18 protein-coding genes, 1 tRNA gene and 1 pseudogene are annotated in these 16,313 nt (G+C 65.3%); 10 read left to right on the forward strand and 10 right to left on the reverse strand.

Translation table 11 applies throughout. The features are described from left to right. The first annotated feature begins 31 nt into the window (after nt 1–31). From JI739_RS14380 to JI739_RS14405, 6 genes are all read left to right on the forward strand, one after another. Nucleotides 32–667, forward strand: coding sequence for a TRAP transporter small permease subunit (locus tag JI739_RS14380; protein ID WP_201684619.1), 636 nt, complete (start codon nt 32–34; stop codon nt 665–667). Next, entirely contained in the window at nt 667–2,433 is a 1,767-nt protein-coding gene (locus JI739_RS14385; RefSeq protein WP_201684620.1) for a TRAP transporter large permease, read from the forward strand. Before JI739_RS14380 ends, JI739_RS14385 begins: the two co-directional genes overlap by 1 nt. A gap of 39 nt (nt 2,434–2,472) precedes the next feature. Continuing rightward, nucleotides 2,473–3,246, forward strand: coding sequence for a maleate cis-trans isomerase family protein (locus JI739_RS14390; protein ID WP_290428775.1), 774 nt, complete (start codon nt 2,473–2,475; stop codon nt 3,244–3,246). Beyond that, nucleotides 3,243–4,055, forward strand: a complete 813-nt coding sequence (locus JI739_RS14395; RefSeq protein ID WP_201684621.1) for an alpha/beta fold hydrolase — start codon at nt 3,243–3,245, stop codon at nt 4,053–4,055. The genes JI739_RS14390 and JI739_RS14395 overlap by 4 nt, the downstream gene beginning before the upstream one ends. Nucleotides 4,056–4,282: 227 nt before the next feature. Next, nucleotides 4,283–4,720, forward strand: coding sequence for a MarR family winged helix-turn-helix transcriptional regulator (locus tag JI739_RS24475; RefSeq protein ID WP_354003735.1), 438 nt, complete (start codon nt 4,283–4,285; stop codon nt 4,718–4,720). A 170-nt stretch (nt 4,721–4,890) separates the two neighbouring features. Next, nucleotides 4,891–5,322, forward strand: coding sequence for a MarR family winged helix-turn-helix transcriptional regulator (locus JI739_RS14405; protein WP_201684848.1), 432 nt, complete (start codon nt 4,891–4,893; stop codon nt 5,320–5,322). A 204-nt stretch (nt 5,323–5,526) separates the two neighbouring features. Here the strand turns inward: JI739_RS14405 and JI739_RS14410 are convergent, their stop codons facing one another. Then, complete coding sequence (locus JI739_RS14410) at nt 5,527–6,444, reverse strand: ABC transporter substrate-binding protein (protein WP_201684623.1); 918 nt, start codon at nt 6,442–6,444, stop codon at nt 5,527–5,529. 537 nt (nt 6,445–6,981) lie between these two features. Then, nucleotides 6,982–7,377 carry a class II aldolase/adducin family protein gene (locus JI739_RS14415; protein WP_354003731.1) on the reverse strand — a complete coding sequence of 132 codons (396 nt, stop codon included), beginning with the start codon at nt 7,375–7,377 and terminating at the stop codon, nt 6,982–6,984. Between the two features lie 23 nt (nt 7,378–7,400). Here JI739_RS14415 and JI739_RS14420 point away from each other — a divergent pair, with 23 nt between their 5' ends. After that, nucleotides 7,401–7,853, forward strand: coding sequence for a hypothetical protein (locus JI739_RS14420; protein WP_201684625.1), 453 nt, complete (start codon nt 7,401–7,403; stop codon nt 7,851–7,853). Nucleotides 7,854–7,891: 38 nt separating this feature from the next. After that, entirely contained in the window at nt 7,892–8,830 is a 939-nt protein-coding gene (locus JI739_RS14425) for a LysR substrate-binding domain-containing protein (RefSeq protein WP_201684626.1), read from the forward strand. 177 nt (nt 8,831–9,007) lie between these two features. Here the strand turns inward: JI739_RS14425 and JI739_RS14430 are convergent, their stop codons facing one another. The 5 genes and pseudogenes from JI739_RS14430 to JI739_RS14450 form a co-directional block, all read right to left on the reverse strand. Continuing rightward, complete coding sequence (locus JI739_RS14430; RefSeq protein WP_201684627.1) at nt 9,008–9,649, reverse strand: nuclear transport factor 2 family protein; 642 nt, start codon at nt 9,647–9,649, stop codon at nt 9,008–9,010. A 2-nt stretch (nt 9,650–9,651) separates the two neighbouring features. Beyond that, nucleotides 9,652–10,629 (reverse strand): Bug family tripartite tricarboxylate transporter substrate binding protein, encoded by a 978-nt coding sequence (locus JI739_RS14435; protein ID WP_201684628.1) that lies wholly within the window; start codon nt 10,627–10,629, stop codon nt 9,652–9,654. A 138-nt stretch (nt 10,630–10,767) separates the two neighbouring features. Further along, nucleotides 10,768–11,211, reverse strand: a pseudogene (locus JI739_RS14440) (beta-keto acid cleavage family enzyme); the annotation flags it as partial. A 75-nt stretch (nt 11,212–11,286) separates the two neighbouring features. After that, nucleotides 11,287–11,562 (reverse strand): fumarylacetoacetate hydrolase family protein, encoded by a 276-nt coding sequence (locus JI739_RS14445; RefSeq protein ID WP_201684629.1) that lies wholly within the window; start codon nt 11,560–11,562, stop codon nt 11,287–11,289. A gap of 13 nt (nt 11,563–11,575) precedes the next feature. Continuing rightward, the gene (locus JI739_RS14450; protein WP_201684630.1) at nt 11,576–12,544 is read right to left on the reverse strand and encodes a glutathione S-transferase family protein; all 969 of its coding nucleotides are present in this window, start codon (nt 12,542–12,544) and stop codon (nt 11,576–11,578) included. Between the two features lie 883 nt (nt 12,545–13,427). Between JI739_RS14450 and JI739_RS14455 the strand changes: the two genes are divergently transcribed. Continuing rightward, the gene (locus JI739_RS14455) at nt 13,428–13,742 is read left to right on the forward strand and encodes an LOTUS domain-containing protein (RefSeq protein ID WP_201684631.1); all 315 of its coding nucleotides are present in this window, start codon (nt 13,428–13,430) and stop codon (nt 13,740–13,742) included. 75 nt (nt 13,743–13,817) lie between these two features. On the opposite strand, the gene JI739_RS14460 is transcribed toward JI739_RS14455, so the two are convergent. Beyond that, a complete protein-coding gene (locus tag JI739_RS14460; protein ID WP_201684632.1) occupies nt 13,818–14,600 on the reverse strand; it encodes an SDR family oxidoreductase in 783 nt (260 codons plus the stop codon). After that, nucleotides 14,597–14,923, reverse strand: coding sequence for a nuclear transport factor 2 family protein (locus tag JI739_RS14465; protein ID WP_201684633.1), 327 nt, complete (start codon nt 14,921–14,923; stop codon nt 14,597–14,599). Before JI739_RS14465 ends, JI739_RS14460 begins: the two co-directional genes overlap by 4 nt. A gap of 100 nt (nt 14,924–15,023) precedes the next feature. On the opposite strand from JI739_RS14465, the gene JI739_RS14470 reads away from it, so the two are divergent. Beyond that, complete coding sequence (locus JI739_RS14470) at nt 15,024–15,968, forward strand: LysR family transcriptional regulator (RefSeq protein ID WP_201684634.1); 945 nt, start codon at nt 15,024–15,026, stop codon at nt 15,966–15,968. A 204-nt stretch (nt 15,969–16,172) separates the two neighbouring features. Here JI739_RS14470 and JI739_RS14475 read toward each other — a convergent pair. Continuing rightward, nucleotides 16,173–16,263 (reverse strand) — tRNA-Ser (locus JI739_RS14475). Nucleotides 16,264–16,313: the final 50 nt, after the last annotated feature.

Consider the following 16,313-nt stretch of genomic DNA (forward strand, 5'->3'; position numbering starts at 1 on the left):
ACGACCGTCCAGCCCAGCTGCCAGATCGACGATGCAATTCCTACTGAAGCTTTCAAGACTCATCGACCGCGTGAACCAGCGCATCGGCCGATGGGTGGCCTGGGCCATCCTGGCGGCCGTGATCGTGAGCGCCGGCAATGCCATCGCGCGCAAGTTCTTCGGCAGCGGCTCCAACGCCTGGCTCGAACTGCAGTGGTACCTGTTCGGCGCGATCTTCCTGCTCTCGTCGGGCTACACCCTGCTGAACAACGGCCATGTGCGCGTCGATGTGCTGGCCACCAAGCTGACCCGGCGCACGCAGGTCGGCATCGAGGTCTTCGGCACGCTGTTTTTCCTGCTGCCAGCCGCGGTGTTGATCATGGTGCTGGGCTGGCCCATGTTCTGGGAATCATTCACCTCGCAGGAGGTCTCGTCGAACTCCGGTGGCCTGATCCGCTGGCCGGCGAAGTTGCTGGTGCCGATCGGGTTTTGCCTGCTGATCGCCGCGGCGTTGTCGCACCTGGTCAAGTGCATCGCCTTCCTGCGCGGGCAGGGTCCGGACCCGGTGCCTGGCCATGCCGCCACGAGCGCGGAGGAACAACTCGCGGCTGAATTGCGCGCGCGTGCCGAGGCCGAAACGGCCAAGGTCGCCCGCACGCCGCTCACCGACAAAGGGGAGCGTTCCTGATGGAATTCCTGGCGCAAAACCTCGCCCCGGTGATGTTCGCGACGCTGATCGCGATGCTGCTCCTCGGCTATCCGGTCGCCTTCGCCCTGGCTGCGAACGGCATCTTGTTCGCCCTCATCGGCATGCAGCTCGACCTGCTGACCCCCGCGCTGTTCCAGGCCTTGCCCCTGCGTGTCTTCGGCATCATGACCAACGACACCTTGCTGGCCCTGCCCTTCTTCACCTTCATGGGGCTGATCCTGGAGCGCTCGGGCATGGCGGAGGACCTGCTCGACACGGTGGGCCAGCTGTTCGGCCCGGTGCGCGGCGGCCTCGCGTTCGCCGTGGTGGGCGTGGGCGCCCTGCTGGCCGCCACCACGGGCGTCGTCTCGGCCTCGGTCATCTCCATGGGCCTGATCTCGCTGCCCATCATGCTGCGATACGGCTACGACCGGCGCATCGCCACCGGCGTCATCGCGGCATCGGGAACGCTCTCGCAGATCATCCCGCCCTCCTTGACGCTGATCATCCTGGCCGACCAGCTCGGACGATCCGTGGGCGACATGTACCGGGGCGCCCTGGTGCCGGGGCTGCTGCTGACGGGCCTGTACATGCTGTACGTGGCCCTGCTGGCCTGGAGCCGACCCCACCGGCTGCCGGCGCTGCCGCCGGAAGCCCGCCAACTTCGCGAGCCCGACGGCTCCAGTGGCGTCTCGTCGCTGCTGGTGCTGATGTCGCTCAGCCTGGCGGTCGCGATCGCCACCAACGAGGCCATCGCCGGCAGCCGGGCCGCCGTCGACGAGAAGTTCGTGGTGGGCATGCTGACCTGGGGGCTGGTGGCCTTCGTCGCGGCGGGCGTGAACCGCGTCTTTCGACTGGGGCTCCTGTCCAAGGCCGCCGAGCGCGTCACCTTCGTCATGTTCCCGCCCTTGTTCCTGGTCTTCCTGGTGCTGGGGACGATCTTCATCGGCATCGCCACACCGACCGAAGGCGGTGCGATGGGCGCCGCCGGCGCACTGATCCTGTCGCTGGTGCGCCGGCGCATGAGCCTGAAGCTGCTGCGCCAGGCCATGGAATCGAGCACGCGCCTGACCTGCTTCGCACTGTTCATCCTGGTCGGATCGACGGTCTTCGCGCTCACCTTCCGCGCCGTCAACGGCGACCTGTGGGTCGAACACCTGCTGTCCAGCCTGCCGGGCGGGCAACTCGGCTTCCTGATCTTCGCCAGCATCTTCATCTTCGTCGCCGCCTTCTTCCTCGACTTCTTCGAACTGGCCTTCATCGTGGTGCCGCTGCTCGGGCCCGTGGCCGACAAGATGGGCATCGACCTCATCTGGTTCGGCATCCTGATCGCCGTGAACATGCAGACCTCGTTCATGCACCCGCCGTTCGGCCTGGCGCTGTTCTACCTGCGCTCGGTGGCGGCCAACCAGGACTACCGCGACCCGGTCACCCGGCAGATGATTCCCAGGGTGACGACCGGCCAGATCTACTGGGGCTCCATCCCCTTCATCGTCATCCAGCTGGCGATGGTGATCGTGGTGATGAGCTTTCCCGGGATCGTGCTGCACTACAAGGACGACGGTCCGCAGATCGACCCGTCCAAGGTACGCATCGAGGTGCAGGGCGGCGGCAACGGCGACCCCTACGGGATCAGCTACCCGGGTGGCCCGGCGCCAAGCGCCCCGCCCAACGACGTGCCGGGTGGACCGCAGGGCGCACCCGCCGGCGGCAATCCCTACGAGCTGGCGCCGACCTCGCCCGCGGCGCCGGCCCCCACGCGGTAGCCGCGTGCCAACCCGTTTCATTTCAGCAGGAAACCAGACATGAAGAACTACCGAGTCGGGCAGATCGTGCCCAGTTCCAACACCACCATGGAGACCGAGATCCCGGCGATGCTGCGTGCGCGCGAGGCGATCGCTCCCGAGCGCTTCAGCTTCCATTCGGCGCGCATGCGGATGAAGCACGTGACCCAGGAAGAACTCGCCAGGATGGACGGCGACTCCGGCCGCTGCGCGCTGGAGCTGTCGGACGCCAACGTCGACGTGCTGGGCTATGCGTGCCTGGTCGCGATCATGAGCATGGGCCGCGGCTACCACCGCAGCTCCGAGCAGAAGCTGCACGCGCTCACCGTCGAGAACGGCCACCCGGCCCCCGTCGTCACCAGCGCCGGCGCGCTGATCCAGGGCCTGCAAACCCTGGGCGCGCGCAAGATCGCGGTGCTCACGCCCTACATGAAGCCGCTGACGGCACTGGTCGTCGACTACATCGAGCACGAAGGCTTCGAAGTGCTCGACGCCGTGTCGCTGGAGATCGCCGACAACCTGGCCGTCGGAGCGCGCGACCCCCTCGCGCCGATCGAGCTGTCGAAGAAGCTCCATACCGCCAACTGTGACGCCGTGGTGCTGTCGGCCTGCGTCCAGATGCCCTCGCTGCCCTCGATCCAGCCGGTGCAGGACCGCATCGGCCTGCCGGTCGTGTCGGCCGCCGTCTGCACCGTGCACAGCATGCTGCGCAGCCTCTCGCTGGACCCCGTCGTGCCGAACGCCGGCGCCCTGCTGTCGGCGCCCTACGCGCGCCCGGGGGCTGCCGCCCGATGAGCGCGCCCTTGTACGGCTACCACGTTCGCGCCAATGGCGTGCGGCTCCACCTTCTGCGCTACGGCGGCAGCGGGCCGACGATGCTCCTGCTGCCTGGGATCACCAGCCCGGCGATCACCTGGGGATTCGTGGCGCAGCGGCTGGCGCGCCACTACGACGTGCACGTCCTCGACTTCCGGGGACGCGGACTGTCGCAGTCGGGGCCCGGCCTCGACGCCAGCCTGGACGCCATGGCCGCCGACGTGATCGCCTTGCTGGAGGCGCAGGGCTGGCAGGACACCTGGGTGCTCGGCCACTCCATGGGCGCCCGCGTGGCCATCCGGGCCGCGGCGCGCCAGGCGCAGCGCATCGCACGGCTGCTGCTGATCGACCCGCCGGTCACCGGTCCCGGGCGGCGCAGCTATCCGGCCCCCCTGTCCTGGTATGTCGATTCGATCCGGCTGGCGACCCAGGGGACCGACGCCGAGGGCTTGCGCGCCTTCTCGCCGACCTGGACCGAGGAGCAGCTGCGGCTGCGTGCCGAATGGCTGCACACCTGCGACGAGGCGGCCATCGTGCAGGCCTACGACGGCTTCCACGAGGATGACATCCATGCCGACCTCGCCCGCCTGGACACGCCGGGGCTGCTGATGGCCGCCGGCCGCGGCGGCGTGATCCTGCCCGAAGACCTCGCCGAGATCGCGCGGCTCGCCCCCGGCCTCGTGCAGTGCACGGCCGACCATGCCGGACACATGGTCCCGTGGGACGACGAAGAGGGCTTCTTCGCGTTGCTCGGGCGATACCTCGGCTGCAGCTTCCCCGCTGCATGAACGCACCGGGCAAGGTCAAGGCGGGAGCAAAGGTGGCCCAAGCCAGGACGAAGTCGACCGAGGCACCTGCGGCATCGCGCCGAAAGGCGGCGCCACGGCCCGCCAGCGCCGGTGCGGCCGGCGAGCCGCAGGCGACATCGGCGGCCGCGGCGGCCCGAACCCGCACCCGCGCGGCATCGCGCAACGTCAACGGTTCGGCGCGCGGCGGCTTCAATCCCCTCAAGCAGGTGCTCTGGGCGCGGCCGGGCTTCCTGATCCGGCGCCTGCACCAGGTCCACGACGCGCTGTTCTTCCGCGAATGCCAGACCCGCAACATCACGCCGGTGCAGTACGGCATCCTCACCGCGCTGTCGATGAACCCGTGGCTGGACCAGAAGGCGATCGGCCAGGAACTGGCGCTGGACCGCACCACCACGGCCGACGTGCTGAAGCGCCTGGAAGAAAAAGGCCTCATCGAACGACGCGTCAACCCGGACGATCGCCGCTCCCGCTTGTCGGTCATCACCAAGGCCGGCCTGAAGACGCTGGAGAACCTGGGCCAGGGCATGCAGACGGCGCAGGAGGACCTGCTCGCACCCCTGTCCGAACTGAACCGCCTCGCCTTCTCGAAACTGCTCGGGCTGCTGGTCGAAGCCCACGAAAACGTCGACGCGGACGAAGCCTGAGCTGCCGGGCGGCCTGCCGCCGTGTCGGTGAAGCGGCCGGTACACTGCGCGGCGCCGCCACGACGATCCTGCAGAAATTGACCACCAAGCGCGCCCCAGCGACCAAGAAACCGTCCGCACCAGCTCCCAGATCGTCGCCACCCGAGGCGCTCGGTTCGCTGCGGCAGGTGATGTGGTCACGTCCGGGGTTCCTGATCAGGCGGCTGCATCAGATCGCGGACTCGTTGTTCTTCGAAGCATGCCGGACGAAGAGCATCACCCCCGTGCAGTTCGGCATCCTCACCGCGCTGTCGACCAACCCCTGGCTCGACCAGAAGGCGCTCGGGCGTGAGCTGGCCCTGGACCGCACCACCACCGCCCAGGTGCTGAGGCGGCTGGTCGAAAAGGGGCTGGTGGAGGTGCGCGTCAACCCGGATGACCGGCGTTCACGCCTGTCGGTCATCACCAAGGCGGGGTTGAACGTCATGCGCGGCCTGCAAGACAGCATGTGGGACTCGCAAGCCCGGTTGTTGGAGCCCCTGTCCGAAGCTGATCAGAAGAAGTTCATGAACCTCGCGGCGAGCATCGTGCAAGCCCATGAGGACATGGACCGGGAGAGTTGAAGGCGGGGTTCGCATCGCGGCCAGTCACACGAGGCGGAACGAACCCGATCTCGGCGAAGTCTCTGGCGGACAGCACCGCTTGCATCCAGCGCCACAGAAAGCGGCGCAGGCGCACGGCCAGCGACGAGTCCAGCACTTCTAAACGCCGTTACTCATCGTCCATGCCAGATCTCCCTTCCAATCTGGCTTGCGCAGCGTGCCCGCTCAGCGGCGTGTGCGCAGGGCCGCCTCGTAGAAGCTGCCGTCGTAGTAAGCGGCCGCGGGCTTCAAGGTGACGCCAGGGGAGGCGAACTTCTGGCGAAGCTTGACGACCGTCTCGGCGCCACGGATGTCGAGACGCGCCCGGCGCTGGAAGCCGTCGCCGTCTGTCAGCAGGACCCGGTAGGCAGTTTCCGCAGATTGCTGGCTGGTATTGGGCGGCATGTTGGCAAGGTAGATGCGGATCGCTTCGGCCTTGTTGGCTGGGTCGTGGATCCATTCCACGGCATCAGCGTAGGCCCGGATGTAGCCCTGAAGTCGGGGCGCGTTGGATCGGGCCCAGCCTTGCCGGACCGCCGCGACATACCCCTGGTAGCTCCCGAGTGCCTGGGTGGCGTTGGCCAGCACACGGAAGCCCTGGGCCTGCGCGGCGATGTCCAGCGGCGAAATCAGCATGGTTCCAGCGTGTTTGCGCTCCATCAGTGCGTTGAACCGCTGCATGCCACCGCCAGCGCGTTCGGTCTTGTAGTCCCGGTCCAACACCAGGCCATTGCGCTCCAGCATCTCGCGAAGCACGAACGCGTAGCCGGTGGTCAGGGCATCGACCGACAAGGTCTTGCCGCGCAAGTCCGCCGGACTGCGAATTTCAGGGGCTGCCACCAGCCGCAGGAATCCGTTGTCGCCCCCCATGACCACCACAAGATCAGGCCCGTCGATGCCGGCTTCTCCCTGGCCTTCACGATAGGCAATCACGTTGTCCATGGCGGTCATCGCAAGGTCGAATTCCCCCTGGATCAGACCTTTCATCTGGAAGGTCGAATTCGGAGTCGGAGTGACTTTCACGGCAAGGCCTTCGCGGGCGAACAGGCCCTTGGCCTCCGCCACCCACAGCGGCCAGTTCCAGCCGCCCGGGAAGACGATCACGCTCAGGGGCTGCGGCGTTGGTGGCGAAGCCGTGGATGCCGTGGGGGACGCGGCGCAGCCGGCCAGCAAGGCTGCCATGGCCAGGACAAAAACCGATCTTCTAAGCAATGTTGTCTCCTCGTCGGTGTATCGGGATCACCATTTCCATCCGCATCAGTCGACCGACATGCCTTGGCGGCTTTGCAACGTCGACTGCCGGCCCGCCCTTTGCGGGGATGCGGAACTCGCGGGATTATTCGTCCCGCTGCGCGACGCCTTGCATCAAAAAACGCAATTGCCGGCATTCAGCACAGTGATGCGGACACGAGGATCACGCGATTCCCACGGCACTACCGTGCAGCGAGTCACGGCCCCCTTTGGCCCGCCATCAGCTCAGGCACGCCCTGCCTGAACAGGTGTCCGCAGGGGCCGTTCCCACGGCCCGTCGGCGGCCCGCCAGGCGTAGCAGGTCAGGAAGGCTGGAAGCCACCCGGTTCGTTCGGCACTGTGGGCCCACACGCGCCCATTCCGGGTGAACCACCTACTGAGACATCACAACTAGTCCAGCAGATCCGGCTGCTCGGCAATGACCTTGTCGACCAACGGCTGCAGGCCAAACCAACCCGCCTTGGGCGAGCCGACCTGCTTGACGGTCATCTGTGCGGTGGCCGGGTCGACTTCGATCGGGTTGCCTGCCATCCATGCGGTCAGCGTCTGTTCGAATGCCCGCTCCATTCGCAGGAACCAGAACACGGCTTCCTCGACGGTGCGGCCCACGGTGAAGTGGCCATGGTTGCGGCAGATGACCGCCTTGCGCGGACCCAGCGCATTGGCGATCGCTTCCCCTTCAGATAACTCGCTCGCGATGCCGTTGTAGGCCTGCATGACCGCGTGGTCGTTGTAGAAAGCGCGGGCCGAGCTCAGTCCGGAGTGTGTGCCGACACGGGCAGGCACATGCCGGCCAACTAATCGCGCCGATGGAATTCGCCATCTGGTCCACGCTCGTAGGCGTGTTGCTGATCCTGATGGCGCTCAGCGCCACCGTGCTGGCGCGCTCGCCGCTCTCGACGGCACTGCTCGATCTACTAGTAGGCGTGGCTGTAGGCCCGATCGGCTTCGGCCTGACCCTCAGTCGGAGGTTAAGCGACCGCAGTTGGCTGCTTCCGCTTCGGCCTGCCGTTTCCTCGATGGTGATCACCGTGGCTAGCGTGGGCATGTTGGTCATCTGCCAAGCATTGCCCCCGCCGTCAAGGCGTGGCGCCATGCGGATCTGCAGCAATGGCACGCAGCCTCTAGCGCGTCGACCTGCCCTAACCAGGATCGTCCTCCAAGAGCAGGTGAGCGGCAGTGACATTACCATCGAGAAAGGGAGCGGTATGCGTAAGGTGAGTCACTTTTGCGAGCACGGCGATGGGATTGGTGCCCGTTAAGTGCAACCCCAGGTAAACCAGCGACACCCTCCTAGACCATGAAACTGAACCAGCTCCAGATGGTCCTCGCGATCGCGAGCAAGGGCAGCCTGCGCGCAGCGGCCCGCGAACTCGGCGTCCCTCAACCTTCACTCACCCGCAGCATCGGCGAACTGGAGCGCGAACTCGGCGGCACGCTGTTCGAGCGGTGTGCGCGCGGAATGGTGCCCACTCCGGTGGGGAGAATCTTCCTGCGCCGGGCAGCGGTGATCGACAGCGAAGCGCGCCGCGCCCGCGAGGAGGTGTCGCAGTTCCTGGGGACAGACGAAGGTGAGGTGGTGATCTGTCTATCGGTGGTGGCCCATCTCGCGCTGCTGCCGATGGCGCTGCCACTGTTTCGCAAGCGCTTTCCCGGCGTGCGACTGCGTATCGTCGAAGGTGCCTTTCCCGCGGTGGAGCCCCGGCTGCGCGACGGCGGCATGGACTTCTATATCGGTCCTGCCCCGGAACCGACCCCTACCAGCGAGTTCTTGGTGGAAAAGCTGATGGACAACACGCGTGCCGTCTTCGCGCGGCGTGATCACCCGCTGGCGCAGGCCCAGTCTTTGTCCGAATTGAAGGACGCCAACTGGATTACCACCGGGATCACCGACAAGGCCGAAGCTGAGCTGCGAGAGCTGTTTGCGACGCATGGGTTGCCACCCCCAAAGGCAATTGTGCAAGCCGAGTCGATGCTCACGATGCTCACGATCCTGATGTCATCGGACACGCTGGCGATCACGGCGCGGCAGTATGAGGAGTCCCCATTGACGCGCAATGCGCTGCAGCGCGTCAATGTGCGTGAACGACTCGAGGCTCCGCCGATCGTGCTCGTCCGGCGCGTCGCGTTGCCGCTTGCGCCGGCGGCAGACTATTTCAGCGACATGTTCCGGCGGGCGACGTTGGCGTACCGGGGGCGCGTTGCGGCACCAACGCACAGTGACAGTGAACGTTTCTGACGCATGGGGCGTCCAGAGCTCGTTCAGACCTCCAGCTTGGTGGTGAACGCCGCGAAGTGATCCAAGTCGTCAGGCGCGATCGCCTGGGCTGGCGTCCGGTTGATCGACTCGCGCCGCAGACTCCCCTGCCCCCCACCATGCCCGCGACATCGTAACGGGACATCCTTGACCAGGCGCTCAGCCTTCTTGCGCCAGCCAAGCGGCGCTAGCGGCTTCGAGATGGACCAATGCGGTGCTGTCGGGTGTCGGCAGGCCGGGCGTGATGGCGGCACCGACTTGCGACTGCAGGTAGGCCAGGTGACGATAGCCCACAGGGTTGCGGGCCAGCAGGTCAGGATCAAGGTGCAGCGTGGCTGCGGGATTTACCGGGTCGAGCCGATCCTTCTCGTACACCGGCACGCGCTGCTTGATGCGCCACACCCCGGCGTCGCGCACGAAGCGGTCGTGAAAGCGCCCCCAGCAAGTGGCGTCCACCTCCTCGCCGGCCAGCATTGCCCGCAACATGAGGATCATGCGCGTCTCCACGACCGCCTTGTTCCCACGCAGTGTGATGGTGGCGGCTCCAATGAAGTGCTGCGACCGCACCCCGGCCAGCGCGGCCTGGATGGACCGTTCGACGAACTCGGCGGCACTTCCGACGAACCAGGTGGTGTGCATGGTGGCATCGGCTGTGAAGCAGGCACGCAGCTGGCTCCAACGACCGGCGTCGCGCGCAAGGCCCCAGTCCTGCACCACCCGGGTAATGGCCGCCCGGTCCAGCAGCTCCTGCAGTGCGGCGGCCTGGGTCGCACCCACCCCGTCCGAAAGTAACGTGCTCATGTTCAGTCCATCTTGATGCCGAGTCTGCGGATCTCCGGCGGCCACTTCTCAAGTTCGGCCTTGATGAACCGGTCGGTCTCGGCGCCGCTCATGACCATCGGCCGGGTGCCGGACGCTTCGAGGCGTTGGCTCACATCCGGGTTGCGCACGACCTTTTCCATCGCCATCCTCAGCCGCTCGATCGCGGCGTCAGGCGTCTTGGCCGGTGCGAACACGCCGATCCACGTTTCCAGCACCAGCGCCGGCACGCCGGCTTCCTGCGCAGTCGGCACCGTCGGCAGCATCGGCTCGCGCTTGGAGCTGGAGATCGCCAGGGCCTTCACTCGGTCACTGTCCACGAGCGGCCGCACCGTGGACGTCGCGTCGAAGAACAGGTCGATGCGCCCGCCGAACAGGTCGCTGTACGCGGGCTGGGCGCCCTTGTAGGGCACGACCACCAGGTCGATGCCGGCCTGCTTCATCAGCATCGCGGCCGCAATGTGCTGGCCGGAGCCGGGACCGGCCGTCGCCACCGCCAGCTTGCCGGGATTGGCGCGGGCGAAAGCCACCACCTCATTCAGGCTGGACTGCGCCAGGTCCTTGCGCGCGACCAGGGTGTAGGAGAACACTCCGACCAGGGCAACCGGGCGGAAGTCGGTGGCCGGGTCGTACGGCAACTTGCTGTATAGCCCGGGGTTGAAGGCCATGTTGGCCATGCCGCCCATGACCAACGTGTAGCCGTCCGGCGCCGCGTTGGCTACCAGCTGGGTTCCGACGACGCTACCGGCGCCGGTGCGGTTCTCGACCATCACGCTCTGGCCCAGTTCGGCGCTGAGCTTCTCCGCCACCAAGCGGCCGACCGTGTCGTAGCCGCCGCCGGCCGCGCTGGGCACGATCAGACGAATCGGCCGCGACGGATAGGTCTGGGCGTGGGCCGGAACGGCGGCCACGATCGCAGCTAGTAGTGCCGCGCCGAAAAAAGCAGAGGCGAGGAATTTCACGTTGTCTCTTCCGTGGGTTTGAACGAGCATGCACTGTAGAAAGAAGGTGGCCCGAAACGAAGATGGCAAGTGCGCACCAGCGATAGCGTGCGCTGATCACATGCAAGCCGCGCACGCAGCGAGTTCACTGTCGCAGTGCTACAGCAGGCGGACCTGGTCGCGACCTTTTAGCCCGAGCATTGCCCGCGCTTCAGCCGGCGATGCGATATCGAACCCGAGCGACTCGAGCACGGCGCGGATCGTGCGCACCTGTTCGGCGTTGGAGGTCGCGAGACGCCCGCGGCCAAGCGAAAGCGCATCCTCGAGGCCGACGCGCACGTTGCCGCCCATCAGCGCGGCTTGCGTCACCAGCGGCATCTGATGGCGTCCCGCGCCCAGCACCGACCACTAATAGCTGCTCCCGAACAGCTTGTCGGCGATCCGCTTCATGTGCATCAAGTTCTCCGGATCAGCGCCGATGCCACCCAGGATGCCCAGAACGAACTGCAGAAAAATCGGGCCGTTCACCAGGCCGCGCTCGACGAAGTGCTTTAAGTTGTACAGGTGGCCCACGTCATAGCACTCGAATTCAAACCGGGTGCCTATTCGGACATGCTCGGCGTGTGCACCAAACCTGTCACCGCGCAGGTGATGATGACTTTGCGTGCTGGCATGGCTTCAGACGGTTTCGGCGACGACGGGGTTCTCGATGTGGCCGATATTGGCGATCCCGACGCACACGTTCAGGAACTGCGGCGGCTGCCTCGCGGCAACCAACGCCAGGGGCATGCTGGTGGCGATTCGGCCGCCCGGCTCCAGCGTCATCACCGTGGGCTGGTAGGCGATCTGGTCCCAAAGGTTGTAGATCATGAGGTTGGAGTCGACCTGCTGGCGCACCTCACCGTTGACCTGCGGATCTCCAGCATCGGTCGCGCACTCGTCGTTGGGTCTCATCGATCGGCGTCTGCTAGAAATTCGCGCCCGGCCAGTCCAGGATCGCGGATCGCAACGGCGGCAAGGATCTGACGCGCTCGGCGAAGCTGGCGACGGCGGGGCGTTTGCCATTTGTCCAGAAGCTTTGCGCTCCCAAGTTCTGCATCCGTAGCAATTCGATGGCCCAGTACAGGTCGGCCATGGTGAAACGGTCGTCGAGCAGCCATTCCGTCGACCGTCCGCGCAACAGCTGTTCCAGGTCGGCGCACGCTGACTCGGCCTTGTCGTATGCGGCGCGCATCGCGTCGACACCGAACAGCCGTTCGGCTGCGGTCAACTCCTTGGCCCGTTTGGCCGAATAAGCGCGCACCATCGTCGGGTCGTCCGGATACTCGGCCAAATACCGTTCACAGCGTGCAACCTTGCCGCGCGCCAACTCGATGCCGGTCTTGCCATGCTGTGACGCAGGCCGGGTGTCTATTCCCGGCGGCTTACCGCCCAGCATCTGGTAGTTGGGCAGGTTGTCGACAATGCCCAGTTGTGCGTCTATCAGGTCCTCCAGGTGACGCGGGCGCAATTGCCGACTTGGTTCGATTTCGGCGTCGAGGTATAGGCAGATGCGTTTCGAATCCACGATCACCTGGCGGGTTTGCCAGTCGACCAATGTGGGTACCACGGCGGGGTCGCAACCGCCGTGCGATACGGATGTGCTACCGGTGTGGACCTCCATCAAGGGTCCGCCCAAAGAGTCGCAACCATGCATGCGCAAACGCACGTATGGGGGAAGATACGTCTGCCCAGCAAACATGTCCATCGAATGGCTGAGGTACGGAATCTGGTGCTGCGCCAGCACCGCTCGTACCTTTTGCGAACAGATCGAATTGGGGCCGTTGAAGAGCTCGAAGCGCGGTGCCGCGTCGGTTCTAGGCCCGATGCGATCCGCTGGGGTACCCAGTGCATTGCGGGCATCGGCAACGAGTGATTCAAGAGATGGCGCTGTCATGCTGTACCTGTGTTCAACGTAAGCGGTGTACGCAAGCAGCTTGCCGCCCGCTCCAGTTGCTTGACAAGATTCGGGCACCGGCTGCCTTTCGAAACTGCGGCTTGCTGGCCGTCGGTGCAAACGTCACCCCAGCGACAAAATCGACAATTGGCCGCGTATGGGTACATGAGTCCTCCTTGTTCGGGCGTCGTCCCGGATCGGCACGAGCGCCGAGTGGGTTGGGATCGTAGAGACGCGTTTCTGATGTGGGGAGATGGCAGAGTCCATTGACCGATACCGTAATCGCATCGCGTTCTTTTCATGGACCCACTCGGCCGCCGCGAGTCGTTCGGGCATGCGGGCCGTGCGTGTCATTCAGGCCACCTTGGGCGGTTTCAGTGACGGTTCCCCCGCTGGCACTCGTTCGAGGTCGCGAGGGAGGCGGGTGCGTTTCAGCGGGTTGGCACGTGCAAACGTGCCGATGCATCCGATGAGCTCTGCCATGCCGAGCCCCGGGGGGGTCGATGTGGGGCGAAGTCCAGGAACGCGTCAATCAGGTATGAGACGCCGGTCACGTGTGACCACGACACATCCAAGTATCTCGTGGGTATGAAGAATGGGACGCGAACAGCCGAGGCGGCTCCGCCTGCATCCACAACCATTTGCCGGATTCAAGCGGCCTCGCCGGTCAACGACTTGGATTGGTACCTTGCATGGTGGTCCACGAGACGGGCAGGAGCCGGTACTGTGGTTTCGAGCCAGACGCCGCCTGGCCCTATGCTTCGGCTGCGCCGCAGCGCAAGACCACCTGCTTTCTTGCTACGAGCGCATCGAGTCGCACTACGAGCAACTGCGGTCCTGGATCGAGCAGACGGAACAGGCTCGCCAGCTCGCAGCCTCGCTCATGCAGTCGCCCGTCTACGACGAGTTCATGGTCAACGGGATGACCCCGGATGGCGTGGTGCACTGGGCTGCCGCTGGATGCGTCACTGTGCTGCTCGAAGCAAGTCGGCAGCTCGCGGTCGATGGCTGGACGCCGCTTGACGCAGCCGTTCAATGGATCTGCGCCCAGCATCCGGAGCAGACGCCAGAAAAGTATCGGTGCCGCTCTTGGCCGCAGGTGCTCTTCGAATCCGGCCGTTTCGATCTTTGCTATCGCGACGATGGCGGGCGAAAGCAGCCCTGGTATCGGGAACGGCTACCTCGGAATAAAAGGTAGCTTGGGGCTCTCGTGAATGGGACTATCTGCCCACCCATCGGCTCTTGCGCGGTCCGCTTCCGGACCCGAAGCAGACTAAACCGTGGGAACCGTCCCGCCATCGATCACGTGTTCTGAGCCCGACACCGATGCCGCGCGCGGAGACACAAGGAAGGTGATCAGGTCTGCGACTTCCTGCGGCTTAGCGGGCCGACCAACTGGGATCCCGCCGAGCCAGTCCATGACCATCTTCTTGCCACCCTCGTAGTCCGTTCCTGCCCGAGCCGCCATCCGCTCGGCAAATGCAACCGAAGCCTCGGTCTCGATCCAGCCCGGGGAGACGCGCAGGACGCGAACACCCTTTGGCGTGACTTCCTTTGACAAGGACTTGCTGTAGGTCGAGAGGGCACCTTTCGCTGCGGCGTAGGCGGTGGTGGACTCCGGCAGCGGCAGAACCCGCTGGATCGAGGTCACGTGCAGGACGACGCCCGCGCCCTTTGCCAACATCGCGGGCAGCAGTGCACGGTCAAGACGAACAGCGGACATGAAATTCAAGTTCAGTTCACTGAACCACACGTCGTCGTCAAGGGACGCGAAACCACCGGCCGGCGCACTCGAGCCGCCGAGGGAATTGATCAGGATATCGACCCCGCCCCATTGCTCGGTGACGGCGTGTGCAACCGTTGCTACGCCTTCAGCAGTCGTCAAGTCGGCCTGGACGTATGTCACGCCTTCAAGAGGCTTCGAGGGAGCCGTGCGCGCTGTCGTCATCACCTGCACGCCCGCGTCCTGGAGACTCTTGACGAGAACAGCGCCCAAACCCTTTGTGCCGCCCGTGACCAGAGCCCGCTGGCCCTTCAGTTGGAGGTCGAAGGTCATGCCGCGATCTCCAGCGAGGCGATCAGGCCGCGTTCAAGCCGGAAGCGATAAGACAGGTCTAACGGGCTGCCGGGAAACTTGCCCGTCACCCTGGCCCGGACGACTTGAAGGCCGCCCTCCCGCTCCAGCGCAAACGGCACGCTGGTCGCGCTGTACTTGGCCGACGCCGAGGCCATGAAAGCCAGGATGGCAGGGACGCCCCTGTACGTGTGGCCGTCGTCCTTCATGACGGCCTGCCCCGTGAAGCAATGGGCCAGCTCCTGCGGGTTGTGCTCGGCCGCGAAGTACGCGGCGATGGGCTCGGGGAGGGCCAGGTCGGTCATCGATAGCTCCTTGTGGTGAGTGGGAGCCCGAGAATGCGCGCCGCGGTGAAGTTAGTGAATATCCTAGAATCCGAATGAACTGTTTAGAAACAAATACATAATGCGCGGATACGAATTCGCCGAGCTGAAAGCCTTTGCTGCCGTGGTCGAACGGGCGAGCTTTGCCCGGGCGGCGGAACATCTGGGCGTGTCGCCATCCGCACTCAGCCAGACCATCCGGCAGCTCGAAGGCCGGCTCGGCGCGCGCCTCCTGAATCGCACGACACGCAGCGTCGCACCATCGGCGAGTGGAGAATTGCTCTACAGGCGCATAGCCCCGCTCTTTCGGGAGATGGATGACGCAGTTGCCGAAGCCCGTGAAGCTACGGGGCAGACGACCGGCACGCTTCGCATCAACACGCTGGGGATCGCGGCGAGAACCATCATCGCGCCCAGGCTTGCACGCTTTCACAAGGCGCACCCTGACGTGGTGCTCGACATCGTGGTTGATGACGCGCTGGCCGATATCGTCGTTGGCCGCTTTGACGCGGGCATCCGGGCCGGTGGACGGCTCGAGAAGGACATGGTCGCCATCCGCCTCACTCCGGACCTGGACATGGTGGCCGTCGCATCTCCCGACTACCTGGCTCGTCGCGGCATGCCCACGACACCCGCCGATCTGCATGGCCACGCATGCATCAACTGGCGGCTCCAGATGGACGGCCGGCACTACCGCTGGGAGTTCGAGAAGAGAGGCAAACGACTCGAAGTCGCAGTGGACGGCCCTGTCGTCACCAATCACGCCGACATTGGCGTTGCCGCGGCGCTGAACGGGCTTGGCATTGCGTACCACCTCGAACGGGATGGGGTGGCCGACCACCTGGCTCAGGGACAGTTGGTCCAGGTCTTGGCGGACTGGTCGATCGCGCGCCCCGGACTGTTCCTGTACTACCCAAACAGGCAGCATCGACCAGCCCTCCTCGGTGCCTTCATCGACTGTCTATTGGACAAGGACTTGAAAGGCGCCCCTCGGAAGCCCTCGCACCCCAGATCCGCTTCGCGATAAGAGGCACGCGCCTCTCCAGGAAATCCTGCAGAGGCCTGCAGGGATCACCATGAAGTTTCTGCGTTGACTGAACGTGTTCTCGAGCGCGGCCCGCGGATGAACTTTCATGCGCGTACCCGGCTACACACCGGCTCCATGGCGGCCAACCGCTCTTGGACTTGAACGGCACACGCTACAAGTTACACAGCTCGAGCGCGCGAAAGCTGGCGGAGCAGGAGGGATTCGAACCCTCGATACGGTGAAACCGTATACCGGATTTCGAGTCCGGCGCATTCGACCACTCTGCCACCGCTCCGCGTCGATTGATGGTTTCGCTGTGGTCGCGAAGCCCGCGATTGTAGCGGA

Origin of the sequence: Ramlibacter aurantiacus (assembly GCF_016722895.1) — a bacterium.
Lineage (GTDB): Bacteria > Pseudomonadota > Gammaproteobacteria > Burkholderiales > Burkholderiaceae_C > Ramlibacter > Ramlibacter aurantiacus.